Consider the following 25,481-nt stretch of genomic DNA (forward strand, 5'->3'; position numbering starts at 1 on the left):
TCTGGTGCGGTGCGCCTCACCGAATTCCGCGAACTGCTCATCACCGAGTTCGGTACTCTGCGCGGCGAGACCCTCATGCGCGACCACCGGCTCACAGATGTCGGCATGACCGGCGATGAGGCCATCGAATCGGGCATCGACCCACGCGATGTCTGGCGCGCGCTGTGCGCGGAATTCGATGTCCCTCAGGAACGCTGGTAGCTACACAGGCGTGGGCCCCGGGGTCCACCAGCCCTGCCGGGTGACCTCCGTGCTTCCGTAGGAGGCTTGCGGCGCGGCGACGTACGGCACGTACCGCTCCAGCGCACCCCACTCGCGGCCCCAGTCGTTGTTCAGGTACGTCGGCACCGTCTGCGCCTTGGCGAGCAGCAGCGCCCAGCCCAGCGGGCCGCCCGCATCCCCACCCTGCCACGTGGTGGTGGCCGCCGCGGCGAGGTCGCGTTCCGGCTGGATGCGCCAGCGCGGTTGCTCGGCGATGCCGCCGAATTCGCGCCACTGCCGCTGGCACGGGAAACCGATCCCGGCGCCCCAGTCCACCAGTGCCGGGTCGTCTCCGAGGAGCTCTTGCAGCGTGACCAGCTTCGGGGCGCGGGGCGGCGTGTACGCCACCCAGGTGCGCTCCGACGGTGCTGTGATCTCGGCGCGCACGCGCACCGCGGTGGCACCGCGAGGGATCTGACCGGCGGGGACCCGAAGGTTCCGCCAGGCCGGCGGCGGGCCGATGTCGATCGGCGTCACCGCGCCCGCAGGCGTGATCTCGCCGGAGCCGGTACCGAATTCGAGCCGGATGTTGCCCGTGTCGAACCGTCCCGCGACGCTGATGGTGAGCAGTGTGTCCACGCCGCCGGCAGGCAGCGCGTACCAGCTGGAGACGGCTTTCGCGGTCCGCTGGCTGGCGCCCTGCTGGCGGCTACCGATCACCGGCACCCGCTTCGGATCGAGGCCGAACGGCAGCGCGGCGGTCGAGCCGTTGACACCCGCGGTGCTGAGCGTGCCGCCGCCGGTACCGCCGGTGTTGGATGCGGTGGTGTCGGCGTCGCCGGTGTTGAGCAGATCCGCCGCGCCGCGCGAAGTGGTGTTGAGATCGGTCGCGAGGCCGTTCGGGGTGAAGTTCTCGTTCTCCGCGCCGATCAGGGGTTCCGGCGAGTTCCCGAGGGGTGTGAGCACGCCCTCGTTGGCGTCGCGCTCGGCGAGCACCTCATCGGCCATGCCGCACGGGTTGCCCGCGAGCGATTCGAGGTTCTGCTTGCCATAGGAATACGCGGGATGCTGCACCAGGATCGACGCGGCGTTCGTCGCCCCGATCATCGCGATGATCAGCGTCGCGACCAGCGTGATCGGAGTGGCCCACCCCGGCAGCCGCACCGACGGCGTGGCGGGCACCGGCGGTGTCCAGCCGGTCACGTGCACCCCCAGCGCGGCGGCGAGCAGCACGACGGTGAGCGCCACGAAGGCGCTCGCCAGCTTGATGCCGGCGATGGCGGGTTCCTCGCCGCCCCACGGGATGCCGAAGTTACCGGGGTAGAACCAGCCGTTGGTCGACTCGAACGCCAGGGCGGCGGCGCCGGAGGCCGCGGCCAGGAACAGCAGCCGGAACTGCGGGCGGCGCACCACCCGCGGGCCGATCGCGACGGCCGCGACGGCGGCCGCCATCGCGCCGAGCGTGGCGAAAGCGCCGAAGTGATGGGTCCACTTCGTGGGGTTGAAGGCCATCACCAGCAGCGAGACGCCGATCGCGGCGACGATCCGCCGCGCCGGCCCGGTGGCGATACCCGGAATGCGGCGCCGCCACAGCAGTACCACCGCGGTGGCGGCAGCGGCGAGGAACATCGCCAGCATCGAGAAGCGCCGCGCCACAGAGCCGTTGGGATTCTGCTGGAACAGCGTCTCGTAGCGGATGATCTCGCGGTGCCAAGGTTCGGCCGGACCGACCGTACTGAGCATCTGCGTGGACTGGATCATTTCGATCAGTCCGTGGTCGCCGAAGATCAGGAACAGCACCGAGGTGCCCGCGGCGGCGAGGGGCAGCAGTGATCCGGCGTAGCCGTTCGCGGCGACGTGCGCGCGCACCGCACGCCAGAGCGGTGCGGCGGCGACCAGGAACACCACGAAGGCGAAGCTGCCGGTCGGCGCCGCCGACAGCGTCAGCCCGGCCACCACGAGCCCGACTCCGGCGGGCGCTAACCGCTGGGTGGCGAGGGTGCGCTCCACACAACACCAGGTGAGGACGGTGCCCAGCGCGACGATCGGCTCGGGCCGCAGGCCGGGGTTGTACGTCAACCAGAACAGCGTGAACACCGCGGCGGCGGCCCACAGACCGCGGGCGTGATCGCGCGGTGCGCGGCGCCTGCTCAGCCCGAGCCGGGGGAGCACTTCGCGGGAGATCAGCAGCCACGCGATGATCCCCGAGACCAGCGCGGGCAGGCGTAGCCATGGACTGGACACGCTGAGCTCGCTCATCCAGGCGACCACGTAGAAGGGCATGCCGAAGGGCGCGTACGGCGCGTCGTAGTAGCGGAACACCTCGGGCATGTACCCGGAGTGCAGCGCCGCCTTGACCATTCCCAGGATGTAGCCGTCGTCCGAGGTGGGAGCGCCGATGATGTGCCACACCAGCAGGCTGCCGATCACCGCGGCGTCGGCCAGACCGAAACGCAGCCAGTGCCGCGGGATCAGATGCCGTCGGCGGCGGCCGTCGGCGCGGTCGAGCACCGCCAGCGCGACGATGGAGGCGAGCACGCACAGCACGCCGAGCACGATGGCGAGCCCCTTGAGCGCCGACGGTGTCGAGGTGTATCGAGAATCGACGTTGATGTGCACCGTCGGCAGCGGACCGGCCTGCGTCGGGGAGAGATCACTGAACACCCCGACCACTTGTGGCCGGAAGTCGCCGCGGACCTCGCCCCGGCCGGGGAGCCCGGAAGCGCTGGCGGTGGCAGCCTGCTCATCGACGGCGATCGTCAGGTCGCCGCATCGGGCCGCACCCGCGCGGGGCGCGGTGTAGACCAGCGCGCCGCGCGAGCGCACCGTCACCGATTCGGCGTCGGTCGTGACCCACAGCCCGACGGTGCGCGCCCGGTCGCCCGCCGGCGGCGGCGTGGTGGCCACCAGCACGGTCTCCCGGTCCGTCGGCTGTGCGGCGATCAGTGCGCACGGCACCGTCGCCTGCATATCGAGCGGCTTGTACATCGTCAGCGGCGCGGTCACCGATGCCGGCGAGCCCGCCTGCGGCCAGTCGATCGTCACGGCGGTCTGCTTGATGGGCAGCAGTGGCGTGGCGAGCGCGAGCAGCAGACCCACCAGGCCGGTGACGACGGCGACGATCCGAGCGGTACGGCGATTCACGATCACTGAGCGTATCGGGCCTTCGCCGTCACCCCGGACAGGCGCGTGCGGGGGCGGTGCACGGCGTGTGATTTCTCCCGAACTGCACGTTATGCTGTGACCACCGACACAGCCCGTCGCTTCGCTCCGCCACCCCTGGATCGCAGCGCACAACAGAAAGCCTGGTGGTTTCCGTGACCCTTGACGCCAACTCGCCGACCGACCTCCCCGGTGACAACACCGAACGAGATCTGGCGGGCGATCACGATGCGGACCCCCGAGGCGGGCAGTCGGCTTCCGTCGAATCCTTCTCGCTGGACGATCGGTACACGCGCGAACAGGGCACGATCTATCTCACCGGCATTCAGGCCCTGGTGCGCATGGTGCGCGATCGGGCGCGGCTCGATCGCCGCCAGAACCTCACGACCGGCTCGTTCATCTCCGGTTACGAGGGTTCGCCGTTGGCCGGGTACGACCTCGAGATCGCCAAACGCGGTAAGTACCTCACCGAGTACGACATCGTGCACCGTCCCGGCCTCAACGAGGAGCTCGCCGCCACGTCGGTGATGGGCTCGCAGGTGGCCGCGCAGGTGGGCACTCTGGCCCGTGGGCTCGACGGTGTCGTCGGCTACTGGTACGGCAAGGCCCCGGGCCTCGACCGTGCCACCGACGCGCTGCGTCACGCCAATCTCATCGGCACCCATGCGAGCGGCGGTGCCGTCGCTCTCGTCGGCGACGATCCGGGCGCCAAGAGTTCGACTGTGCCGTGCGCCTCCGAGATGGCCCTCGCCGATCTCTACATGCCGATCCTCTACCCGGCCGATTCGCAGGACATCCTCGACCTCGGCGTGCACGCCGCGATCATGTCGCGCGTGTCGGGCCTGTGGACCTCGCTGAAGATCTCGGCGCACGTCGCCGATGGCGCCTCGTGCGCCGACGTGCACCCGGATCGGGTCCTCCCGGTCTACGGCGATCTGGGGATGAGCCCGCACGTTCCGTCGGGCAAGCTGCTCGGTGCGAATCTGATGGAGCTGGAGCAGAATCAGCTCACGGTGCGGATGCCGCGCGCCACCGAATACGCCCGGATCAACCGACTCAACCGGATCACGGTGCGCAGTTCCGATGACCGGATCGGCATCGTGGCGGCCGGCAAGACGTACATGGACGTGCGGGAGTCGCTGCGGCTCATCGGTATCGACGATGCCGAGCTGAACAAGCTGGGCATCCGCATCCTCAAGATGGGTATGGTCTATCCGTTCGAGCGGCAGATCATGCACGAATTCATCGACGGCCTCGACGAGGTGATCGTGGTCGAGGAGAAGCGCGACTTCCTCGAGACCATGATGCGCGACATCTTGTTCCGGCACCCGGGTGCCCCGAACATCGTGGGCAAGGCCAACGAGGACGGCTCCACCCTGTTCTCCCGCTTCGGCGAGCTGGATCAGGATTCGGTGACCCGCGGCTTGGCCTCGCGCCTGGCGCGTGTGCACGGCGTGTCCGCCGCGAGGGATTGGTTGGACCGGAAGGCGCAGCAGCGCACCCGGATCGAGCTGCCGCTCGCGGTGCGCAGTCCCTATTTCTGCTCGGGCTGTCCGCACAACACCTCCACCAAGGTCACCGACGACACGCTCGTGGGTGCCGGCATCGGCTGCCACGCGATGGTGCTGCTGATGGACCCGCAGCAGGTGGGCGATATCACCGGCGTCACCCAGATGGGTGGCGAGGGCGCGCAGTGGGTGGGCATGGCCCCGTTCCTCACCGAGAAGCACTTCGTGCAGAACATCGGCGACGGCACCTTCATGCATTCGGGCTCGCTGGCCCTGCGCCAGTCGGTCGCGTCGGGGGAGCGGATCACCTACAAGCTGCTGTTCAACGGCACCGTCGCGATGACGGGCGGCCAGGACCCGGTGGGTCAGATGACGCTCCCGCAGATCTGCGCGCTGCTGCAGGCCGAGCGCGTCACCAAGATCGTCGTGACCTCCGACGATCCGAAGCGCACCGCTGCCTCGGGCCTGCCCAAGGGCGTTCAGGTGCGCCACCGCGAGGACATGATCGAGGTGCAACGCGAGCTCGCGGAGCTGCCGGGTGTCACCGTCCTGGTGCACGACCAGTACTGCGCGGCGGAGAAGCGGCGCAAGCGCAAGCGCGACAAGTACCCCACGCCGAATCAGCGAGTGGTGATCAACGAGCGCATCTGCGAGGGCTGCGGCGACTGTGGTGTGAAGAGCAACTGCCTGTCGGTGCATCCGGTCGAGACGGAGTTCGGCCGCAAGACGCGGATCGATCAGAGCTCGTGCAATCTCGACTTCTCGTGCCTCAAGGGGGACTGCCCGTCGTTCGTCACCGTCACTCCCGGAACGCAGGGCAAGATCCGCAAGTCCGTGCCGGACATCGGCGCGGACGATGTGCCGCAGCCGGTCAAGGCGCGGCGCGAATCCGACGGCTTCGCGATCCGGGTCACCGGTATCGGTGGCACGGGTGTGGTCACGGTGTCGCAGATCCTTGCGACGGCGACGGTGCTCGACGGGCACGTCGCGCGGACCGTCGACATGACCGGCATGGCGCAGAAGGGCGGCGCCGTGATCTCCGATGTCAAGGTGTCCGCCGGCTACGTCGAGCAGGCCGCGAAGGTGGCTTCGGGTGACTGCGACGTGTACCTGTCCTGCGACGGCCTCGTCGGCGTCGATCCCGCGAACCTCAAGGTGGCATCGCCGGAACGCACCACGTCGATCGTCTCGACCACCAAGATCCCCACGGGGCAGATGGTGATCGACACGGCGGTCGGCTATCCGGATCAGGGCAGTATCCACGCCGCGATCGATCAGGCCTCGCTGCGGTCGGTGTACCTCGATCCGGGCGATCTGACGCTGCAACTGTTCGGCGACGAGCAGTACGCCAACATGTTCATGGTGGGCGCCGCCTTCCAGACCGGTGCGCTGCCGATCAGCTCGGCGTCGATCGAACGGGCCATCGGTCTCAACGGTGTGGCGGTGGAGAAGAACCTGCAGGCCTTCCGCCGCGGCCGTCAGTCCGTGGCCGACCCGGCGGCGGTGACCGCGGCGATCGATGCGCTCCATCCGATGCCGGCGCCGGTCGCGCTGAGCGCCTTCGCGACCGCGCAGGCCGGCAAGCTCGACGGTGCGTCGGCGGAGGTGCTGCGGCAGGTCGCGCTCCGAGTCGACGAATTGGTCGCCTACCAGGACCAGGCCTACGCCACCCGGTACGCCGACGATGTGGCTCGCGTGTTTCGCGCCGAGAAGGCCTGGGGCTCGGAGGATCTCACCGCCGCGGTAGCGCACAACCTGCACAAGCTCATGGCGTACAAGGATGAGTACGAGGTGGCACGCCTGAGCCAGGACGCGGAGTTCGCGGCGCAGGTGGCCGACGAGTTCGGTGCCGACGCGAAGAAGGCGATCCGCCTGCACCCGCCGACGCTGCGCGAGATGGGCCTGAAGAACAAATTGGCCCTGGGTGAGTGGGTGAACCCGGGGATGAAGACGCTGGCCACGATGAAGCGTCTGCGCGGTACCAAGCTCGACCCGTTCGGTATGACCGCGATGCGCCGCATGGAGCGCACCCTGATCGCCGAGTACCGCGCTCTCATCGGCCTGATGATCGCCGCGGTCGAGGGCGGCCGGGTGACCGACGAGCAGCGCGAGCAGGTGATCGCGCTCGCGGAACTGCCCGATATGGTGCGCGGCTACGAGGGCGTGAAGACGGCCAATGTCGAGAAGTACCGCGCCGCCGTCCAGAATCAGTTGGAGACGCTGGGCTGGTAATTCCTCGAACGACGGTGCCTTCTCCCGCCGGTCGGGGCGGGTGCCGTCGTTCGGGTGTTCGTACGGATCCGCCTCAACCGTCACTTCATGTCGATGGTCGCGACCAGGGGGTGAGGCTCGGACGAAGCAGTGAACGGGCAGGTCGCGGGACGGGCGGCGGTGCGTGCGGCGTGTCGCACGCGAGATGCTTGCTTCGAACGGTCGTTCCCCTATAGTCGTGTGTGTTCGACGTGAAAGCGAGCCGACGAGAGTGCCCCGCGTGGCGATACCAAAACTTGTCAGTGGCCCTCTCTAGCGTCCCGGGCAATACGAGAGAAGCGCCGGCGGCACCGTCGGCACGAAGGACGGAGAGTCTCATGGCACCTGCAGCACCGGATCGGGAAAAGGCGCTGGAGCTGGCGCTCGCTCAGATCGATAAGAATTACGGCAAGGGCTCGGTCATGCGCCTCGGAGACGAGGTCCGCCAGCCCATCTCAGTGATCCCCACCGGATCCATCGCGCTGGACGTCGCGCTCGGCATCGGCGGCCTGCCGCGCGGCCGCGTCGTCGAGATCTACGGTCCGGAGTCCTCGGGTAAGACCACCGTCGCGCTGCATGCCGTCGCCGAGGCGCAGGCCAACGGCGGTATCGCCGCCTTCATCGACGCCGAGCACGCGCTCGATCCCGACTACGCCGCCAAGCTCGGTGTCGATACCGACGCGCTGCTGGTCTCCCAGCCGGATACCGGCGAGCAGGCCCTGGAGATCGCCGATATGCTGATCCGCTCCGGCGCGCTCGACATCATCGTGATCGACTCGGTGGCCGCGCTGGTCCCCAAGGCCGAGATCGAGGGCGAGATGGGCGACAGCCACGTCGGCCTGCAGGCCCGCCTCATGAGCCAGGCGCTGCGCAAGATGACCGGCGCCATGAACAACTCCGGCACCACCGCCATCTTCATCAACCAGTTGCGCGAGAAGATCGGCGTCATGTTCGGCTCCCCCGAAACCACCACGGGCGGTAAGGCGCTGAAGTTCTACGCCTCGGTGCGCCTGGACGTGCGCCGCATCGAGACCCTCAAGGACGGTACCGACGCCGTGGGTAACCGCACCCGCGTCAAGGTGGTCAAGAACAAGGTCTCGCCGCCGTTCAAGCAGGCCGAGTTCGACATCATCTACGGCCAGGGCATCAGCCGCGAGGGCTCCATCATCGATATGGGCGTCAACGAGGGCTTCATTCGCAAGTCCGGCTCGTGGTACACCTACGACGGCGATCAGCTGGGCCAGGGCAAGGAGAACGCCCGTAAGTTCCTGCTGGAGAACCCCGACGTCCGCGACGAGATCGAGAAGCGGATCAAGGAGAAGCTGGGCGTCGGCGCCGACGTCACCGCCGTGGATGCCGACGAGATCGCCCCGGCGCCCGTCGAGTTCTAGCCGCCGTGTCCGATTACTCGGACGATGAGGTCGTCTCCCGCCGGCGGCGTCGTGGACGTAAGTCCCGCGACGCCGAGGGCGGAGGCCCGGAACGGCAGGTCGAGCAGGATCCGGCGAAGCGTGAAGCGCTCGCCCGGGACGTGATCTACCGTGCCCTCGGGACGCGGGACCACTCACGGGGCGAGCTGCGTACCAAGCTGGCTCGTAAGGGATTCGACGACGAACTCACCGAGCGCATGCTCGATAAGTTCGCCGCCGCAGGCCTCGTCGACGACGCGGCCTTCGCGCAGCGGTGGGTCGAGTCCCGGCACCGGTACTCCGGCCGCGGCCGACGCGCGCTGGCTCAGGAGCTGCGCACGAAGGGCATCGGTGAGGCCGATGCCGCCGCGGCGCTCGAGACTGTGAGCCGCGATGACGAGCAGGAACGCGCCACCGAACTGGTGGAGCGCAAGCTGGCCCGCGTCGCGATCCCGGACGATCGTGCCGAGCGCGACAAACTCACGCAGCGGCTCGTGGGCATGCTGGCGCGCCGCGGCTACCATCCTTCGCTCGCGCTGTCGGTGGTTCTCGACGCCGTGCGTGCCCAGGCTGCCGCCGAATAGCGACCAGCCGACGAGAGACCAGGGGGAGAACCCCGGCGAAGTGGGGCCCTCGGAGAGAACTCCGGGGGCCTCGCTATTTCCGTGGCGGCGCGATACCGTGTAGGAATGACTGCCGGAACGGCCACGGGTCACGCACAGATGGGTGATCCGGCGAACGGTTGACGGCGCGGGCGCCTCCGCGTGGGAATGGACCTCGAGATCAACACTCCACTCCCACGAAAGGAACGCATGTCAGCACGCTTCAACCACACCATCATCGCCGCCACGGACCGGGAACGGTCCGCCGAGTTCTACCGCCGTCTGCTCGAGGCCCGCGACGCACCGTCCTGGGGCCCGTTCACCAACCTCACCCTGGACGATGGCGTGCTCCTGCAGTTCGCCGAGCCGCCGGTCGAGATCCAGATGCAGCACTACGCCTTCCTGGTCGACGACGAGCTGTTCGACCGGGCGCTCGCCTGGATCACCGACTCCGGCCTCGACCACGCAGCGGATCCGCGCTGGGAGCGGCCGGGGGAGATCAATCACGAGCACGGCGGACGAGGTGTCTACGTCTTCGATCCCGCCGGCCACGGCATCGAGTTGCTCACCCGGCCCTACCTCTGACGGACGAGGCCCCCGGAGTCGCACACTCCGGGGGCCTCGGTCGGGGAGCCTCAGTGGCTGCGGCGCTCGCGCATCTTCCTCTCCACCCAGCGTGCGAGGCGGGTGAGGCCGTAGTTGATCACGATCATGATGACAGCGACCACGATCAGCGCCACGAACAGTGACCGGTAGGTGATACCGGCCTGGATACCCTGCCGCACGATCTCGGTGTACCCGATGATGTAGCCCAGTGCCGAGTCCTTGAGGGCGACCACCATCTGCGAGATCAGTGCCGGCAGCATGGCCGTGATCGCCTGCGGCAGCAGAATCAGTCGCATCAATTGGCTCTTGCGCAGCCCCAGTGCGGATGCGGCCTCCGACTGTCCCTTCGGCAACGAGTTGATACCGGAGCGGATGATCTCGGCGATCACCGAGCCGTTGTACATCGTGAGACCGAACACCACCGCCGCGAATGCGAGCTGCGAGGACGGGAACAGCGATGCCGCCGCGAACGCGTAGTACGCGAACAGGATCAGGATCAGCACCGGGATGGCGCGGAACAGTTCGACCACGGCCCCGCTGATCCACCGCACCCCACGGTGGTCGGAGAGGCGGCCCAGGCCCAGCACGGTACCGAGCACCATCGCCAGCACGATCGACACCACGGCAGCGAGCAGGGTGCCCCACAGACCGGGGATCAGGTATGTGGTCCAGAAGCGGGAGTCGACGATCATGTCCCACTTGGACCACTCCAACTGGCCCTTGTTACCCATGACCCACAGCACCCACACCGCGAAGGCGAACATCGCGGCGACGAAGCCGATCGCCACCACGGTGTCGCGGCGCTGCTGCTTGGGGCCGCGCGCATCGAAGAGCACGCTGCCCTTCTGCTTCGGATTGATCTTCGGTGCCTTCGGCGGCAGGTCGTTCACCGGGTTCGGAAGGTCCACCGGATTCGGCTGGGTCATCGCTTCACCGCCAATCGGTTGGCCAGGTACGTGAACAGCAGGCCGAGTGGCAGCGTAAGGATCACGAAGCCGACGGCGATGATCGCGAAGATCGTGTAGATCGAGTCCGGATAGGTCTCGACCGACGACTTCATCAGTAGGGCTGCCTCGGAAACACCGATCACCGAGGCGATCGTGCTGTTCTTGGTCAGGGCGATGAGCACGCTGCCCATTGGAGCGACCACGGCGCGGATCGCCTGGGGGAGAACGATCGTGCCGAATACGGTGAAGAAGGGCAGGCCGAGAGCGCGGGCCGCCTCGGCCTGGCCGACCGGCACGGTGTTGATACCCGAACGCAGTGTCTCGCACACGAACGCGGCGGTGTAGAACGACAGGCCCAGGATCGCCAGCCGGAAGTTGTTCTCCTTGATGAAGCTGTCGTTCTGCGGCGCCAGAGTGAGCCCCAGCATCATGAACAGTCCCATCCAGCAGAACAGGATGATCAGCGTGAGCGGCGTGTTCCGGACGACGTTGACGTAGAAGTTCGCGAACGACCGCATGATCGGCACGGGACCGACCGCCATACCGGCGAGGATCATGCCCCACACCAGAGCGATGACACCCGAGAACACGGTGAGCTTGATGGTCATCCAGAACGCGGGCCAAAGCAGCGGCCCCATGTAGTCCCACATGGTGGTCACGAGGCACCTCCGCACTTCGTCGACGGGGCGCTCACGAACGCGAGGTCGCCGACCGACGGCGTGAACTTGTCGAATCCGCCGGCACGGTCGATCAGGCGCTGCGTCTCCTCGTCACCGAGGTTCTTCCGCAGGGCCTTCTCCCAGCTGCCGTCGGCGATCATCGCACTGACCGCGGCATTGATCGCCTCCTGGGTCTTCTTCTGCCCCTTGGCCAGACCGATGCCGTAACGCTCGGTGGAGAACGGGCTGCCCGCCTTCTTCTGCGAGCCCTTGATGCACTGATCGGCGATGTAGGTCATATCGACCACACGGAACTCGCCGCCGTACTGCTGGTTGAATCCGGCCAGGATCGACTCGTCGGTGGTGAGCGCGTCGATGCTCTTCTGGTGCAGCGCTTCCGTGCAGGTGGAGTACGAGTCGAACTCCTGCAGCTGCACGCCGGGCAGCTGTGCCTTCACGTTCTGTGCGGATGTCGAACCCGCCGCCGAACACAGCTTCTTACCCTGGTTGAGATCGGTGAGCTGGGTGATGCTGGTGTCATCCTTGCGGACCAGCAGGCCCTGCCGTACCACGAGGTACGGCCCCGCGAAATCGACCTTCTTCGAGCGGTTCGCGTTGATCGAGTACGTCGCGGCGATCATGTCCACCTCGCCGTTGTTGATCAGCGTCTCGCGCTGCGCCGACGGGGTCTCGCGCCAGCGGGTCTTCGGCTCCTTCCAGCCGTTCGCCTGGGCGATCGACTTGACCACGTAGGAGCTGACGTCCACATCGAACCCGGACATCGACTTATCGGGGTTGCGCAGGCCGAGGCCGGGCTGGTCGTACTTCGTGCCGAGGATCACGGAACCGGACTCGATGGACTTGAGCAGGTCGCGGGGACCGGTGCTGCCGCACGCCACGAGGCCGCCCACCATGGCGATCGCCGCGATCACCACCGCGACCAGTCGGGTGCTCCTGTGTCTACTCATCAGTGGCTCAGAATCTTCGACAGGAAGTCCTTGGCGCGGCTGGACTTCGGCGTGTTGAAGAAGGACTCGGGATCGGTGTCCTCGACGATCGCACCGTCGGCCATGAACAGAATGCGGTCGGCGGCCTTGCGGGCGAAGCCCATCTCGTGCGTCACGACCACCATCGTCATGCCCTCCTTGGCGAGGGAGACCATCACGTCCAGGACCTCGTTGACCATCTCGGGGTCCAGTGCCGAGGTCGGCTCGTCGAACAACATCACCTTCGGCTCCATGGCCAGCGCGCGCGCGATCGCCACGCGCTGCTGCTGGCCGCCGGAGAGTTGCGCCGGCATCTTATCGGCCTGGCTCGCGATGCCCACTCGGTCCAACAGCTCCATACCGCGCTTGCGGGCGTCGGCGGCCGACTTCTTACGCACCTTCATCGGCGCGAGAGTCACGTTGTCGATGATCGACTTGTGCGAGAACAAGTTGAAGGACTGGAACACCATGCCGACATCGGCGCGCAGCGCGGCGAGGCCGCGGCCCTCCTCCGGCAGCACCGATCCGTCGATCCGGATGGTGCCGGAGTTGATCGGCTCGAGCCGGTTGATGGTGCGGCACAGAGTGGACTTGCCCGAGCCCGACGGGCCGAGCACGACCACGACCTGCCCCTTGGGCACCGTCAAGTTGATGTCCTTGAGTACGTGAAGATCGCCGAAGTATTTGTCGGCTGACTGGATCTCGATCATCGGGGCCGCGCCGGTGGGCGCGGTCTCTGCGGGAGTGGTCATGGGGAGAGCCTAGGAGTTTCGACGTTTCATCCGCGTAAAGTTGACCGGTTTTGGTGCGGCGGAATCGCACTCGGTGCGATCGTGACGGCCCTGAGCCCTCGGCGGCGGCATGGAGCATCATCGCGCGCCGCGACGGGGCCGCGTCTAGAGTCGACGTATGGCGAACGACGAGAATCTCTCCGACCTGAACGAGACCGCAGAGCAGGCGAAGGCGGAAGCGGCCCAGGCCGAGCTCGATGCGCGCGCCGCGGTGGGCGCGGATTTCGATTCCGAGTCCGAGACCGAACTGGAGCAGCTCGAGTCCGAGGAGTGATCCGGAGGTAGTCCCGATCGGGAGCATCGGACGATTTGCACCTGCCGATATCCTGGTCAGATGATCGACCCCGCCCAGCAGAGCCGTACCTATGAGGTCCGTACCTACGGATGTCAGATGAACGTACACGACTCCGAGCGCCTCTCCGGCCTGCTCGAGGACGCCGGGTACGTGCGCGCGGACGGCGGCGAGCAGGCCGACCTCGTGGTGTTCAACACGTGCGCGGTCCGCGAGAACGCCGACAACAAGCTCTACGGCAACCTCAGTCACCTCGCTCCGATCAAGCGCGAGCGGCCGGGTATGCAGATCGCCGTCGGCGGGTGCCTGGCGCAGAAGGACCGCGGCACCGTCGTGAAGAAGGCCCCCTGGGTCGACGTGGTCTTCGGCACCCACAACATCGGGTCCTTGCCCACGCTGCTCGAACGCGCCCGGCACAACGAGAAGGCCGAGGTCGAGATCAAGGAGGCGCTCGACGCCTTCCCCTCGACGCTGCCCGCCCGCCGGGAGAGCGCCTACGCGGGATGGGTCTCCATCTCGGTGGGCTGCAACAACACCTGCACCTTCTGCATCGTCCCGAGCTTGCGCGGTAAGGAGGTCGACCGTCGGCCCGGTGACATCCTCGCCGAGGTCCACGCCCTCGTCGACCAAGGCGTCTCCGAGGTCACCCTGCTCGGGCAGAACGTCAACGCCTACGGTGTCAATTTCGCCGACCCCGACCTTCCCCGCGACAAGGGGGCGTTCGCGGACCTGCTCCGCGCGTGCGGCCGGATCGAGGGACTCGAGCGCGTCCGGTTCACCAGCCCCCATCCCGCCGAGTTCACCGACGACGTGATCGACGCGATGGCCGAGACCCCGAACATCTGCCCGCAGCTGCACATGCCGTTGCAGTCCGGATCCGACACAGTGCTCAAGGACATGCGGCGCAGCTACCGCAGTACCAAGTTCCTCGGCATTCTGGACCGGGTCCGCGAGCGCATCCCGCACGCGGCGATCACCACCGACATCATCGTCGGTTTCCCGGGGGAGACCGAGGAGGACTTCCAGGCCACCCTCGACGTGGTCGAGAAGGCCCGGTTCAGCTCCGCCTTCACCTTCCAGTACTCGATCCGGCCCGGTACTCCGGCAGCCGACCTCCCCGACCAGGTGCCGAAGCAGGTGGTGCAGGAACGCTACGACCGGCTCATCGCACTGCAGGAGCGGATCACGCTGGAGGAGAACCGGAAGCAGGTGGGCCGCCGCGTCGAACTGCTGGTAGCGCTGGGTGAGGGCCGCAAGGACGCCGCGACCAAGCGCATGTCCGGTCGCGCCCGTGACGGTCGCCTCGTGCACTTCGCGGGAAGTACGGACATCAGGCCCGGCGACGTGGTCGAGGTCGAGATCACCGGCGCGGCGCCGCACCACCTGGTCGCCGACGGTGGCGTGCTCAGTCACCGCCGCACGCGCGCGGGCGACAACGTGGAGGCATCGATCACGCCGGTCACGGCCCCCGTCGGCGTGGGACTCGGACTCCCGCCGGTCGGTCGCCCGGCACCGGCCGTCGAGCCCGCAGCGACGGGATGTTCGACCTGCTGACCCGTCCTACGACGACCTGTAGGAGACAACCGCGAGCCCGGAGTGGACAATGGACCGCATGAACGCCGACAGCGAGAACCCGCGCAGCGCCGAAGAGCTCGATGAGCTGCGCACGCAGGTCGAATCCGTGGAGCGCAAGCTCGCCGGCGAGTTCGAGGCCAGCCCGCGCATCGTCGTGGCGGCGGCCGCCGTGCTCGTGGTGATCGGTTCGCTCGCACTGCCGCACACCGGCTCGGTGACCGGACTGCAGATCCTGATGGGCGACGCCCACGCCGACAACAGCTCGCTGGTGATCGTCTCCAAGGTATTCGTCTGGCTCGAGGTGCTGTTCGGGGTGCTCGCCTCGGGCGCCGCGCTGCTGACCCGCCGCTGGGTGCTCGCGGTGATCGCCGGCGCGGGTTGCGGCGTGGGATTCGTGTTCGGTCTGTTGTCGGTGTGGTCGCGGCAGACCCCCGGCCTGCACGGTGAGCCCCCGTCGGGTGCCGGCATCGGCCTGTTGCTCGGCTGGTTCGCGATGATCGTGCTCGCGATCGTGTGGATCAAGACCATCTGGGCCCGCACCGCGTTCCAGCGCGCCGCGGAGCAGGAGCGCCGCGATGCCGCCGAGAAGTGGGAGGGCTTCGCCCGCACCAACAACATCGGCGTGCACCGCCCGGTCCAGGCCGAGCGCCCCTCCACCGATCAGCAGTAGCTCAGTCCTCGCGGTAGATCCGTTCCCGCAGGCGAGCGATGAACGCCTCCTCCTCACCCGGGGCGACGGTGCGCGGCGCGTCCGGCTCCGGCGCGTCCGGCGCGGTCACCAGTTCGCCCAGGTAGGTCTCGGGCTGGTTCAGGAAGCGCCGCCAGTGTTGCACCACGGCCAGATCCGCCCACGCGGTGTCGGTGGGGCCGGTCGGCCGCATCTCGATGATCTGCGCGCCCGGTGTGGCGGACAGGATCGGGGAATGGGTGGCGCAGATGAGCTGCGAGCCGCTGTCCCGGAGTTCGCCGAGCTGCGCGACCAGGCGGAGGCAGGAGTGGAAGGACAGGGCTGACTCGGGCTCGTCGAGCACGTAGAAGCCGGGATCGGTCAGCATCGCGTCGATGATGGTGAAGAAGCCTTCGCCGTGACTCTGCGTATTCACGTCGTGCTCCCAGTACCCGTGCCAGCCGTTGAACCGCTCGTTCATCTCGAGCACCGTCTCCGCGCGCAGGAAGAAGCCCTTCCGATTCAATCGCGGGCCACGCCGCATGGCCCGGCCGCGGTGCGTCAGATCGAGCCGCAGCACCTCACCGAGCGGAGTCTTCTCGGTGTCGACGTTCCCGCCGGGAACCGATGCGCGGCCACCGCGGGCGTCGAGTCCGAACTGTTCGGCGACGGCCTCCACCAGCGTTGACTTGCCCGATCCGTTCTCGCCGACGACGAACGTCAGCGGCGCGGTCAGGTCGATGGCGGCACCGTCGAACAGGGGACGCAAGGCGGGTACGTCGCGGACCCACCGAGGCGCACCGCTGCCCGCTTCCGGTGCGACGGAGATCCGCCGTGCGAACACCGTAGCTCAGCGGTTCTCGACCGCGCTCTCGGCGGCGTCGGCCCACTCGCGCCACTGCTGCGCCTGCTCCCGCAGCCGCGTGGCGTCCTTGGTCTTGCCGGCCTTCTCCGCCTTCTCGGCCTGGTCCTCGAACTGCGCGACCCGCTCGCGGAACTGCGCGGCGCGGGCCGTGGCCTCGGGGTCGGTGCGGCGCCACTGGGTATCGTCGGCCGACTTGACCTTCTTCTCCAGTGCCCGGATACCGGCCTCCAGGGAGCCCATCTGCTCGCGGGGGACCTTGCCGATGGCCTCCCACTTGTCCTGCAGCTCGCGCAGCGCGGCCTTCGACGCGGTCAGGTTCTGCGCCGGATCGATCCGCGGGCCGTACTCGTCGAGCAGGGCCTGCTTGGCCTTGCCGTTCTCGGCGAACTCCGCATCGCGCTCGTTCGCGGCGGCGTTGCGGGCGGAGAAGAACTCGTCCTGGATGCCCTTGAACCGGGCCCACAACGCGTCATCGGTGTCGCGGGGCGCCCGTCCGGCGGCCTTCCACTTGGTGAGCAGATCACGGAACTTCGCGGAGGTCTCGCCCCAGGTGGTGTCGTTCTTGAGCTTCTCCGCCTCGGCGATGAGCTCTTCCTTGCGCGCCTTCGCGCCGGCCCGCTCGCGGTCCAGCTCGGCGAAGTGGGCGCCGCGGCGCTTGTTGAAGGCGTCGCGGGCCTTGGAGTAGCGCTTCCACAGGGCGTCGTCGGTCTTGCGGTCGACGCCCTTGATCGTCTTCCACTCATCGAGCAGGGCCCGCATCCGGTCGCCCGCGGTCTTCCACTGCGTCGATTCGGACGCGATCTGTTCGGCTTCGGCGGCCAGCGCCTCCTTACGGGCGACGGCCTCGGCACGGTTCTTCTCCCGGTCCGCCGACGCGGTCACGATCGCGGTGTCGGCGCCGGTGAGCAGAGCGCCGACGCGGGAGGCGAGTGAATCGAGGTCGCCGACCACGGCGGCGGTCGGCAGTCCGTCGGCGATCTGCTGCGCGGCGCTGCGTACCTTCTTCGGGTCGCTGCCGCTCGCGAGCCGTTCCTCGAGTACCTCGACCTCGGTGGCGAGCTCGTCGTACTTGCGGCCGAAATGGGCGAGGCCCTCGGCGGACTCGCCGGCCTGCCACGAACCGACGGCACGCTCGCCGGCCGAGGTCGTCACGTACACGGTGCCGTCGGGATCGACGCGGCCGAACTTGCTCGGATCCGAGGCGGGCCGCACGCGGGGCGCGGGCGCGGCGGGGGCGTGCGGGCGGGGCACCGCGGGGCGGGGGCCCGGATGCGGCTTGGGCCCGGGGTGGGGCTTCGGCGCGCTCTGTGCGATCGGGTCGTTCTCGGCCACGGTGGTTCCTCTTCATCTGCGCCGCGCGTCACGGCTGCCGGTCGTCGGGGCCCACGTCACCGGGGACCTGTGGTCCATTGAATCACTCTGCGGGCTCCCCGGCGTGATCGATTAGCGTTCTTCCTGTGCAGTCGACCCCGCCCCGCCCCGGGCCCGCGATCGTGATCCCGGGCGCACCGCTCCTCGTTCCCGAGCTGGTCGGCGTGCCCGGGGATCCCGAGGCGGACCGGCTCCGGACCGCCGTCGTCGCCGCCGGAACCTGGCTCGGCGACCGCGCCCGCACCTGGCGCGTCGTCGGTGGCGGCCCGATGACCAGGCCGGAAGGCTCCGGCAGCTTCGCCGGATTCGGTGCTGACGTGCTGGTCACGGCCGCGCCCGGCGGGCCGTCGCACGACCGTGGTCCCGATCCACGATGGCCGTTGTCGCTGCTCATCGCGGCCTGGGTGCGTGGGATCAGTGCGTCGTCGGCGCGGATCGTTGGATCGGAGGACGACGCCGAGGGCACCGTGTTCGTACTCGACGGGCCGAACACCCTCACCGAACGCGCGCCGGGCGGCTACCGCCCCGAGGACGCCGCGGTGTTCGCCGCGCAGTGCGACGCGGTGTGCGAGGGCACCGCCGCCGACGGCCTCGATGCGGACTGGGCCACGGCGGCCGCTGTGTTTCGGGCCGGGCCGGTGACCACGCTCTACCGCGATGCGCCCTTCGGCGTGGGCTACCTGGTGGCCACCGGCGGCGCGGTATGACCGTGCGCCCCATCGCCGTCGTCGGCCCCACGGCCACCGGCAAGTCCGATCTGGCACTGGACCTGGCGGAGCGGCTGGGCGGCGAGATCATCAACATCGACGCGATGCAGATGTACCGCGGCATGGATATCGGCACCGCGAAACTGCCGGTCGCCGAGCGGCGCGGCATCGTCCACCACCAGCTCGACGTGTTGGAGGTGACCGAGACCGCCACCGTCGCCGCGTACCAGGACCGGGCCCGCGCCGACGTCGAGGCACTGCTCGCCGCCGGGACGACGCCCGTGATCGTGGGCGGGTCGATGATGTACTACCAGGCGCTGCTCGACGAGTGGCGATTTCCCGCCACGGATCCTCAGGTGCGCAAGCGATTCGAGGACCGCCTCGAGGAGATCGGTTCGCTCGCCCTGCACCGCGAACTCACGGCGATCGACCCCGCCGCCGGGGCGAAGATCCTCACCACCGACGGCCGACGCATCGTGCGTGCGCTGGAGGTGGTGACCATCACCGGAGCGCCGTTCGCCGCATCGGCACCGGAGATCGGGCCCGCTCGCTGGGACACGGCGATCGTCGCGCTCGACCGGGACACCGCTCTGCTCGACGAGCGGATCGCCCTCCGTACCCGGCTGATGTTCGACGGTGGCCTCGCCGACGAGGTGCGCGCGTTGGAGGCCGTGGGGCTGCGCGACGGTGTCACCGCCGCCCGGGCGATCGGATACGCCCAGGTGCTGGCCGCGTTCGACGGTGAATACGACCTGGAGAAGGCACGTGAGCTCACGTTCATCGGCACTCGCCGCTATGTGCGTCGCCAGCGGTCCTGGTTCCGTCGCGACCCGCGGGTGCTGTGGCTCGACGCCGCCCGCGACGACCTGCGGGGCGCCGCCCTCGCCGCGCACGAGGCGCCTGTGCGCCAGCCGTAGACTGGACCGCATGGGCGCCATCGACTTCCTCAAGGGCCACGGCACCGAGAACGACTTCGTGATCCTCCCGGACCCCGGGGTCGACATCGACCTCACGCCGCAGCTGGTGGCGGCGCTGTGCGACCGCCGCGCCGGCATCGGCGCCGACGGTGTGCTGCGCATCGCCCGTGCGGGTGACCTCGCGGATGCGGGCGTCCTCGACGCGCTGCCGGCCGGCGTCGCCCGCGAGGACTGGTTCATGGACTATCGCAATTCCGACGGTTCGATCGCCGAGATGTGCGGCAACGGCGTCCGGGTGTTCGCGCACGTGCTCACCGCGTCCTCCTTGGTACCGGGGCCCGAGTTCGTGGTCGGCTCCCGTGCCGGTGGACGCCCCGTCGTGGTGCACCACGCCGATCCCGAGGCTGCGGATGTCTCGGTGGCCATGGGGCCCGCCACCGTGTTCGGTTCCTCCTCCGCCGGGGTCGACGGACGCGACCTCGCGGGGATCGCCGTGGACGTGGGCAATCCGCACCTGGCCTGCGTGGTCCCCGGGCTCACCGCCGCGGACCTCGGCGGCCTCGACGTCGCGAGCCCTCCGAGCTTCGACCACGGCCTCTTCCCGCACGGCACCAACGTCGAGGTCATCACGCCGCTCGTCGACGGTGCGGTGCACATGCGGGTGCACGAGCGCGGCTCGGGAGAGACCCGGTCGTGCGGGACCGGCACCGTCGCCGCCGCCGTCGCCGCGCTCCGGTCCGACGACCGCCAGGAGGGCGTGGTCGGCGTGCACGTGCCCGGTGGCACCGTCACCGTCACCGTCGCACCCGACGGTGCCGTGCTCCGCGGGCCGAGCCGCATCGTGGCCACCGGCACCGTCCGGATCGGCGCGCTGGGCGCCTGACCGGTTCGCCCCGGGAAAACTCGCGTGACCTCGGGTGCACCCGCGTGTCACACTTGAGGCATATGACAGACACAGATACCTGGGAACCGGCACCCGGCACGCAGCCCACCGTCGGTGAACTCCAGCTCCAGGAGCGTTCGTCGCTCCGCCGCGTCGCCGGTCTCTCGACCGAGCTCGACGATGTCACCGAGGTCGAATACCGCCAGCTCCGCCTGGAGCAGGTGGTGCTCGTCGGCGTGTGGACCGAGGGGTCCGCGGCGCAGGCCGATTCGTCGCTCGCGGAACTGGCCGCACTCGCCGAGACCGCGGGATCGGTGGTGCTCGACGGGGTGGTACAGCGGCGCGACCGGCCCGACCCCGCCACGTACATCGGCTCGGGCAAGGCTCATGAGTTGCGCGAGGTGGTGCTCGCGACCGGCGCCGACACCGTGATCTGCGACGGCGAGCTCACACCCGCCCAGCTCAACGCGTTGGAGAAGGTGGTGAAGGTCAAGGTGATCGATCGCACCGCCCTGATCCTCGACATCTTCGCTCAGCACGCCACCTCCCGTGAGGGCAAGGCGCAGGTCAGTCTCGCGCAGATGGAGTACATGCTGCCGCGACTGCGTGGCTGGGGCGAGGCTTTGTCCCGGCAGGCCGGTGGCCGCGCCGGCAGCAACGGCGGCGTGGGTCTGCGCGGTCCCGGCGAGACGAAGATCGAGACCGACCGTCGCCGGATCCGTGAGCGGATGGCCAAGCTGCGCCGGGAGATCAAGGGCATGAAGCAGGCCCGTGACACCAAGCGTGGTGCACGCCGCAGGTCGGGGGTCCCGGCCGTCGCGATCGCCGGCTACACCAACGCGGGCAAGTCGAGTCTGCTCAACGCGCTCACCGATGCCGGTGTCCTGGTACAGAATGCGCTGTTCGCAACCCTCGACCCGACGACCCGGCACGGCACCCTGACCGATGGCCGTGATGTGGTCTTCACCGATACGGTCGGGTTCGTGCGGCACTTGCCCACCCAGCTGGTGGAGGCCTTCCGTTCCACCCTCGAGGAGGTGGTCGATGCCGACCTCCTGGTGCACGTGGTGGACGGCAGTGATCCGATGCCGCAGCGGCAGATTGACGCGGTGCGGCACGTCTTGCGCGAGGTGGCGGGGGAGCGCGAGGCCGCGCTGCCGCGGGAGCTGCTGGTGATCAACAAGACCGACGCCGCCGACCCGATGGTGCTGGCGCAGCTGCGGGTCGCGCTGCCGGAGGCGGTGTTCGTCTCCGCACACACCCGCGAGGGCATCGACGAGCTGATGCAACGGATGACGGACCTGATCACCGCCGGCGATGTCGAGGTCTCCGCCCTGGTCCCGTACGAGCGCGGCGATCTGGTCGCGCGGATTCACGCCGAGGGCACGATCCTCGCCACCGACCACGAGGCCGATGGCACCCGGATCACGGCGCGGGTTCCGGCTGCGCTGGCAGGAATGCTTCAACAGTTCGGCGCGGACGCGCCTGCTGTGGTCGAGTGAGCCGGCCGGCCGCCGGACCGCCGGTGTCCGCCTCGTCCCGGCTCGCGGCGTCGGCCGTGATCGGGGTTGCCGCGGCTCTGGTCGTCGGTGGCCTGGTCGATCCGACGCTCGGCGTGCTCGTCGGTATCGGCGCAGCGGCCAGCGTCTTCGCGGCCTCGGGATGGGTGGTGCTGTGGCCGCTGGACGCGGCGTCGACCCGGGCGACGGTGCAGCGCGAGAACTTCCGGCCGCGGGTAGCGGAACTGGTGGTGGCGGTGCTCGCACTGAGCGGATTGGTCGCGATCGTGGCGCTGCTGGTGGCCGGGCGGTCCGAGAACAAGGATGCACCGGCCGCCGCGGCCCTCATCGCCGCCTTCGCGGTGTGGGCGGCGCTGCACCTGACCTACTCCACGCAGTACGCCGCGCTCTATTACGGCGACCGCGGCGACGAACCCGGTGGGATCGACTGGGGCAGTGACGATCCGCCTGCGTATCGGGACTTCTTCTACTTCAGTTACAACCTGGGAATGACGTATCAGGTCTCCGACACGGGGGTCTCCTCGCGCGAGATCCGCAGTGTCGTGCTCCGGCATTGCCTGTTGTCCTACGTCTTCGGAACGTTGATCCTGGCGACCGCGATCAACCTGGTGGTGGGGATCGTCGCGGGCTAGGTCGCGGTGAGTGCGGCCGCCGCCTCGCGGACCGCGTTGCGCACTGCTGCGGGCACCCGGTCGCCGATGGTCACGGCGAATCCGATCGGGGGCGGGCTCGGTAGCGAATTCACCACGGCCAGGCCATCGGTGGCGTCGATCTCAGGCAACAGGGTGGCACCGAGACCGCCTCGGGTCGCCGAGTAGAGGCCGGCCAGGTTGGCGGCTTCGGCCGCGACCACATGGCTCACGTGGTGACGGTGCAGGGCCTCGACGGCGGGCGCGCGCAGCACACAGGGCTCGTCGAACAGCAGTACGGGCACATCCTCGGCCGGCGGCGTCCAGTCCCGTGCGGCGTACCAGTGCAGGGCGATCGCCCCCACCGCATCGGGATGTGCGGTCGGGGCGAGGAAGATCGCCGCATCGGCGAGGCCGTGCTCGACGGCGCCCGCCACCTGGCTGCTCCGGTCGAACCGGAATTGTGCGGTCCACCCGCCAGGTAGGTCGCGTAGGCCCGCGCTGAGAGCCGGGATCAGCAGATCGGCGCCGTGCTCGGTCGCGGCGATGGTCAATACTCGGGGCGCGGGCGACGCCAGTTCGACGATTGCGGCGTCGTGGGCCTCGAGGATCGCCTGGGCGTGACGCAGCAGCCGTGTGCCGTGATCGGTGAAACGCACTCCGCGTCCGGTCTTCTCGACGATGGCCGCGCCGCTCGTGCGCTCCAGCCGGCGCAGGTGAGCACTCACCGTCGATTGGGTGAGATGCAGCGCCTGGGCGGCCCGGTGCACGCCGCCGCAACGCGCGACCGCCACGACACTGCGGAGCGGGACGATATCGAGCACGCGATCCGACATGAATGAACGATATTCTCGATCGATCGCGATCGTCAATCATTGTTGGACGCCGCTGTGGTAGCCGTTCGACCATGGGGCATGCGCATCCCGCCCGTTCTCGCCGTGTCCGTCGTGCTGCTCTGGGCCCTCGGCTATCCGGTCGCGGCGATCGGCGTCGCCTCCATGAGTCCGTTCCTTCTGCTCTTGCTGCGGTTCGCGATCTCGGGCGTGCTCATGATCGGGTTGGTCAGGGCGACGCACCGGACGTTGCCGCGCGGCGCGGATCTGACACACGCCGCGGTAGCGGGGCTACTCACGCAGGCCGTGCAGTTCCTCGGCTGCTATCTGGGGCTGCAGGCGGGGGTTCCCGCCGGGGTCGCCGCGCTCATCCTGGGAGTGAATCCGGCGGCCACAGCGGTAGTGGCGCGGATCGCGCTGGGCGAGCGACTGACCGGACGCAAAGTGGTCGCCGCCGGTCTCGGTCTCGGAGCCGTCGTCGCGGCGTGCTGGTCGACGGTGCCGCAGCTCGCGCACGCGGGAGCGGGTATCGGGTTCACCGTGCTCGGGCTGGCGGGCTTGGCGGTAGGCGGCGTCTATCAGCAGCGGTTCTGCCGGAACGTCGATCCGGTCGCGGGTAACGCCGTGGGGCTGCTCGTGGCCGCCGCGCCGGCCGCCGCGCTCACCGCGGCTTTCGGTGCCACCGTGACCGACCCCGGTCGGGCGGCACTCGTCCTGGTCGTGATGGTGCTGGTGAATTCGATGGTGGCCACCACGCTGTATCTGCGGGTGATCGCAGTGGCCGGGGCGGGTGGCGCGGCCATGCTGTTCGCTCTGATCCCGGCAGTCGCCGCGCTGCTCAGCGCCGTATTGGTCGCTGAATCGATGCGGCCGGGTGCCGTGATCGGCGTGGTACTCGGCAGTATCGCGTGCCTCACCGCATCGTGGGGCTCGCGGAGGCCTCCGCTTGCCGGAGTGGGCGGTCCATCCTCGGAGGGCGATCGCCTTCGCGGTGAGGACCGTCGCGGGCTCGGCGGGACGCTCCAGGTGCGTCCCGCTGGACGGGGCTACCGATGACCGCTGAAGTGTTCGCTATCGCAATCCGTAGAATTGTGTGAGTCAACAGATTCGCTAGAGGGAGGCGCGAGTGAGCTTCTTCGCTCCGACGATGTCGGCTGTCGTCGTCTTCGTCTTCGCGGTGATCGTCGTGCCGCTGTGCGGACTCGCCCGAGTCCGCATGCCCGACTGGATCACGTGGGCTGCGCTGATCACCGGCATCCTCGCGGGGCTGCTCACCGCGAGCCGGGAACTATCGGTTCTCGCGCCGCTCAGCGTGCTGGCATTCTCGGTGATCGCGCTGATCGGGTGGCTCAAAGAAGAGCACTGGGCCGGACGGTACAACGCCAGCCAGCTGGGGCGCGGTGCTCTGTTCCACGCGTACGGAATCGGGGCGTTCTTCGCGACGCTCATCGGACTGCTGCTGCGCATGTTCTGAGCGTTCGTCATCGCCACGCGGGAATCAACCCGACCGTCCGGACTGTGCCGTGGTCTCCGCGCCGCGCAACAGCAGTTCGACCATCGAGGCCGCGGTGTCGGGTTGGGGTGCGCTGCCGATGATCATGTCGGACCAGAGGAAGGATTCGGCGAGTCGGACGATGGCGTAGGCGAGGTCGCCGCGTGAGACGCCGTGCACGACACCGGATCGCGGTAGGTCTATCGCGTCGAGCCACCCCGCGACCCACGAGATCAGGCGCTCCTGCACCACGCTGCTGCCCGATTGCAGCACGCGCATGGCGAACTCCGGTTCGTCGGAGGCGAACCGCGCCAGGGGTGGGTAGCCGCGCACCTCGTAGGCGAGCCGGGAGAACGCGCGGAGGAACGCGGCCCGGTCGCGAATCGGCTCATCGGCCTCGACGCGCGCGATCGCCTGCGCGATGCCCAGCCAGATCGCCTCACCCACCACCTGTTCGCGGCTGTCGAACCAGCGGTACACGGTTGCCCGGCCGACGCCCTGGTCCGTCGCCAACTGACCGATGTCGACCCGGCGTCCTTCGCGAAACCAATCCGCCGCGCGGCGAATCAGCGCGATGTGGTTGGCAGGACGGTCGGGATGAGACATACT

The 25,481-nt window shown here is 68.8% G+C and carries 24 protein-coding genes; 15 read left to right on the forward strand and 9 right to left on the reverse strand.

Going from position 1 to position 25,481, the window contains the following annotated elements; translation table 11 throughout:
- The first annotated feature begins 9 nt into the window (after positions 1–9).
- Positions 10–201: a DUF3046 domain-containing protein gene (locus TPAU_RS08925; RefSeq protein ID WP_013126428.1), complete on the forward strand. Its 192-nt coding sequence runs from the start codon at positions 10–12 to the stop codon at positions 199–201.
- Here TPAU_RS08925 and TPAU_RS08930 read toward each other — a convergent pair whose 3' ends face one another.
- Positions 202–3,345, reverse strand: a complete 3,144-nt coding sequence (locus TPAU_RS08930; protein ID WP_147291077.1) for an arabinosyltransferase domain-containing protein — start codon at positions 3,343–3,345, stop codon at positions 202–204.
- Positions 3,346–3,575: 230 nt separating this feature from the next.
- Between TPAU_RS08930 and TPAU_RS08935 the strand changes: the two genes are divergently transcribed.
- The 4 genes from TPAU_RS08935 (at position 3,576) to TPAU_RS08950 (ending at position 9,717) form a co-directional block, all read left to right on the forward strand.
- Complete coding sequence (locus TPAU_RS08935) at positions 3,576–7,103, forward strand: indolepyruvate ferredoxin oxidoreductase family protein (protein ID WP_049825969.1); 3,528 nt, start codon at positions 3,576–3,578, stop codon at positions 7,101–7,103.
- Between the two features lie 356 nt (positions 7,104–7,459).
- Entirely contained in the window at positions 7,460–8,512 is a 1,053-nt protein-coding gene (gene recA / locus TPAU_RS08940; RefSeq protein ID WP_013126431.1) for a recombinase RecA, read from the forward strand.
- A 5-nt stretch (positions 8,513–8,517) separates the two neighbouring features.
- Positions 8,518–9,114: a regulatory protein RecX gene (locus tag TPAU_RS08945; RefSeq protein ID WP_013126432.1), complete on the forward strand. Its 597-nt coding sequence runs from the start codon at positions 8,518–8,520 to the stop codon at positions 9,112–9,114.
- A 228-nt stretch (positions 9,115–9,342) separates the two neighbouring features.
- Positions 9,343–9,717: a VOC family protein gene (locus TPAU_RS08950; RefSeq protein WP_013126433.1), complete on the forward strand. Its 375-nt coding sequence runs from the start codon at positions 9,343–9,345 to the stop codon at positions 9,715–9,717.
- A 50-nt stretch (positions 9,718–9,767) separates the two neighbouring features.
- Here TPAU_RS08950 and TPAU_RS08955 read toward each other — a convergent pair whose 3' ends face one another.
- Genes TPAU_RS08955 through TPAU_RS08970 form a run of 4 tightly spaced genes read right to left on the reverse strand, consistent with a single transcriptional unit; the run spans position 9,768 to position 13,040 of the window.
- On the reverse strand, positions 9,768–10,664 hold the full coding sequence (locus TPAU_RS08955) for an amino acid ABC transporter permease (protein WP_013126434.1): 897 nt from the start codon (positions 10,662–10,664) through the stop codon (positions 9,768–9,770).
- On the reverse strand, positions 10,661–11,335 hold the full coding sequence (locus TPAU_RS08960) for an amino acid ABC transporter permease (protein ID WP_041944893.1): 675 nt from the start codon (positions 11,333–11,335) through the stop codon (positions 10,661–10,663). Before TPAU_RS08960 ends, TPAU_RS08955 begins: the two co-directional genes overlap by 4 nt.
- 5 nt (positions 11,336–11,340) lie before the next feature.
- On the reverse strand, positions 11,341–12,312 hold the full coding sequence (locus tag TPAU_RS08965; RefSeq protein WP_013126436.1) for a glutamate ABC transporter substrate-binding protein: 972 nt from the start codon (positions 12,310–12,312) through the stop codon (positions 11,341–11,343).
- Entirely contained in the window at positions 12,312–13,040 is a 729-nt protein-coding gene (locus TPAU_RS08970) for an amino acid ABC transporter ATP-binding protein (protein WP_041944894.1), read from the reverse strand. The genes TPAU_RS08965 and TPAU_RS08970 overlap by 1 nt, the downstream gene beginning before the upstream one ends.
- A 199-nt stretch (positions 13,041–13,239) precedes the next feature.
- Here TPAU_RS08970 and TPAU_RS23145 point away from each other — a divergent pair, with 199 nt between their 5' ends.
- From TPAU_RS23145 to TPAU_RS08980, 3 genes are read left to right on the forward strand one after another with little or no spacing between them, the layout of a single operon-like run.
- Entirely contained in the window at positions 13,240–13,395 is a 156-nt protein-coding gene (locus tag TPAU_RS23145) for a hypothetical protein (protein WP_013126438.1), read from the forward strand.
- Positions 13,396–13,455: 60 nt separating this feature from the next.
- Positions 13,456–14,967, forward strand: coding sequence for a tRNA (N6-isopentenyl adenosine(37)-C2)-methylthiotransferase MiaB (gene miaB / locus TPAU_RS08975; RefSeq protein WP_013126439.1), 1,512 nt, complete (start codon positions 13,456–13,458; stop codon positions 14,965–14,967).
- 58 nt (positions 14,968–15,025) lie between these two features.
- Complete coding sequence (locus tag TPAU_RS08980; RefSeq protein WP_176579859.1) at positions 15,026–15,658, forward strand: Rv2732c family membrane protein; 633 nt, start codon at positions 15,026–15,028, stop codon at positions 15,656–15,658.
- Between the two features lies 1 nt (position 15,659).
- Here the strand turns inward: TPAU_RS08980 and TPAU_RS08985 are convergent, their stop codons facing one another.
- Positions 15,660–16,499 carry an AAA family ATPase gene (locus TPAU_RS08985; RefSeq protein ID WP_013126441.1) on the reverse strand — a complete coding sequence of 280 codons (840 nt, stop codon included), beginning with the start codon at positions 16,497–16,499 and terminating at the stop codon, positions 15,660–15,662.
- 6 nt (positions 16,500–16,505) lie between these two features.
- Positions 16,506–17,852 (reverse strand): DUF349 domain-containing protein, encoded by a 1,347-nt coding sequence (locus tag TPAU_RS08990; RefSeq protein WP_013126442.1) that lies wholly within the window; start codon positions 17,850–17,852, stop codon positions 16,506–16,508.
- 125 nt (positions 17,853–17,977) lie between these two features.
- Here TPAU_RS08990 and TPAU_RS08995 point away from each other — a divergent pair, with 125 nt between their 5' ends.
- The 5 genes from TPAU_RS08995 to TPAU_RS09015 all read left to right on the forward strand — a co-directional run bounded on the left by TPAU_RS08995 (position 17,978) and on the right by TPAU_RS09015 (position 22,550).
- On the forward strand, positions 17,978–18,598 hold the full coding sequence (locus TPAU_RS08995) for a class III extradiol ring-cleavage dioxygenase family protein (protein WP_013126443.1): 621 nt from the start codon (positions 17,978–17,980) through the stop codon (positions 18,596–18,598).
- Positions 18,595–19,515 (forward strand): tRNA (adenosine(37)-N6)-dimethylallyltransferase MiaA, encoded by a 921-nt coding sequence (gene miaA, locus TPAU_RS09000; protein WP_013126444.1) that lies wholly within the window; start codon positions 18,595–18,597, stop codon positions 19,513–19,515. The genes TPAU_RS08995 and miaA overlap by 4 nt, the downstream gene beginning before the upstream one ends.
- A 19-nt stretch (positions 19,516–19,534) precedes the next feature.
- Positions 19,535–20,398, forward strand: a complete 864-nt coding sequence (gene dapF / locus TPAU_RS09005; protein WP_041944896.1) for a diaminopimelate epimerase — start codon at positions 19,535–19,537, stop codon at positions 20,396–20,398.
- A 62-nt stretch (positions 20,399–20,460) separates the two neighbouring features.
- On the forward strand, positions 20,461–21,900 hold the full coding sequence (gene hflX, locus TPAU_RS09010; RefSeq protein ID WP_013126446.1) for a GTPase HflX: 1,440 nt from the start codon (positions 20,461–20,463) through the stop codon (positions 21,898–21,900).
- Positions 21,897–22,550, forward strand: a complete 654-nt coding sequence (locus tag TPAU_RS09015; protein WP_049825812.1) for a DUF1345 domain-containing protein — start codon at positions 21,897–21,899, stop codon at positions 22,548–22,550. The genes hflX and TPAU_RS09015 overlap by 4 nt, the downstream gene beginning before the upstream one ends.
- Here TPAU_RS09015 and TPAU_RS09020 read toward each other — a convergent pair.
- The gene (locus TPAU_RS09020) at positions 22,547–23,383 is read right to left on the reverse strand and encodes a LysR family transcriptional regulator (protein WP_013126448.1); all 837 of its coding nucleotides are present in this window, start codon (positions 23,381–23,383) and stop codon (positions 22,547–22,549) included. The genes TPAU_RS09015 and TPAU_RS09020 overlap by 4 nt on opposite strands.
- Before the next feature lie 78 nt (positions 23,384–23,461).
- Here TPAU_RS09020 and TPAU_RS09025 point away from each other — a divergent pair, with 78 nt between their 5' ends.
- Complete coding sequence (locus TPAU_RS09025) at positions 23,462–24,436, forward strand: DMT family transporter (RefSeq protein ID WP_013126449.1); 975 nt, start codon at positions 23,462–23,464, stop codon at positions 24,434–24,436.
- Positions 24,437–24,506: 70 nt separating this feature from the next.
- Positions 24,507–24,854 carry a hypothetical protein gene (locus TPAU_RS09030; RefSeq protein WP_013126450.1) on the forward strand — a complete coding sequence of 116 codons (348 nt, stop codon included), beginning with the start codon at positions 24,507–24,509 and terminating at the stop codon, positions 24,852–24,854.
- A gap of 24 nt (positions 24,855–24,878) precedes the next feature.
- Here the strand turns inward: TPAU_RS09030 and TPAU_RS09035 are convergent, their stop codons facing one another.
- On the reverse strand, positions 24,879–25,478 hold the full coding sequence (locus TPAU_RS09035) for a TetR/AcrR family transcriptional regulator (protein WP_013126451.1): 600 nt from the start codon (positions 25,476–25,478) through the stop codon (positions 24,879–24,881).
- Positions 25,479–25,481 lie beyond the last annotated feature (3 nt).

Source organism: Tsukamurella paurometabola DSM 20162 (assembly GCF_000092225.1).
Taxonomy (GTDB): Bacteria; Actinomycetota; Actinomycetes; order Mycobacteriales; family Mycobacteriaceae; genus Tsukamurella; species Tsukamurella paurometabola.

Coding starts and splice junctions, on each gene's coding strand:
- recA (WP_013126431.1), top strand. CDS start 7,460: ATGGCACCTGCAGCACCGGATCGGGAAAAGGCGCTGGAGCTGGCGCTC.
- TPAU_RS08950 (WP_013126433.1), top strand. CDS start 9,343: ATGTCAGCACGCTTCAACCACACCATCATCGCCGCCACGGACCGGGAA.
- TPAU_RS08955 (WP_013126434.1), bottom strand. CDS start 10,664: ATGACCCAGCCGAATCCGGTGGACCTTCCGAACCCGGTGAACGACCTG.
- TPAU_RS08960 (WP_041944893.1), bottom strand. CDS start 11,335: ATGTGGGACTACATGGGGCCGCTGCTTTGGCCCGCGTTCTGGATGACC.
- TPAU_RS08965 (WP_013126436.1), bottom strand. CDS start 12,312: ATGAGTAGACACAGGAGCACCCGACTGGTCGCGGTGGTGATCGCGGCG.
- TPAU_RS08970 (WP_041944894.1), bottom strand. CDS start 13,040: ATGATCGAGATCCAGTCAGCCGACAAATACTTCGGCGATCTTCACGTA.
- TPAU_RS23145 (WP_013126438.1), top strand. CDS start 13,240: ATGGCGAACGACGAGAATCTCTCCGACCTGAACGAGACCGCAGAGCAG.
- miaB (WP_013126439.1), top strand. CDS start 13,456: ATGATCGACCCCGCCCAGCAGAGCCGTACCTATGAGGTCCGTACCTAC.
- TPAU_RS08980 (WP_176579859.1), top strand. CDS start 15,026: ATGAACGCCGACAGCGAGAACCCGCGCAGCGCCGAAGAGCTCGATGAG.
- miaA (WP_013126444.1), top strand. CDS start 18,595: ATGACCGTGCGCCCCATCGCCGTCGTCGGCCCCACGGCCACCGGCAAG.
- hflX (WP_013126446.1), top strand. CDS start 20,461: ATGACAGACACAGATACCTGGGAACCGGCACCCGGCACGCAGCCCACC.
- TPAU_RS09020 (WP_013126448.1), bottom strand. CDS start 23,383: ATGTCGGATCGCGTGCTCGATATCGTCCCGCTCCGCAGTGTCGTGGCG.
- TPAU_RS09025 (WP_013126449.1), top strand. CDS start 23,462: ATGCGCATCCCGCCCGTTCTCGCCGTGTCCGTCGTGCTGCTCTGGGCC.
- TPAU_RS09035 (WP_013126451.1), bottom strand. CDS start 25,478: ATGTCTCATCCCGACCGTCCTGCCAACCACATCGCGCTGATTCGCCGC.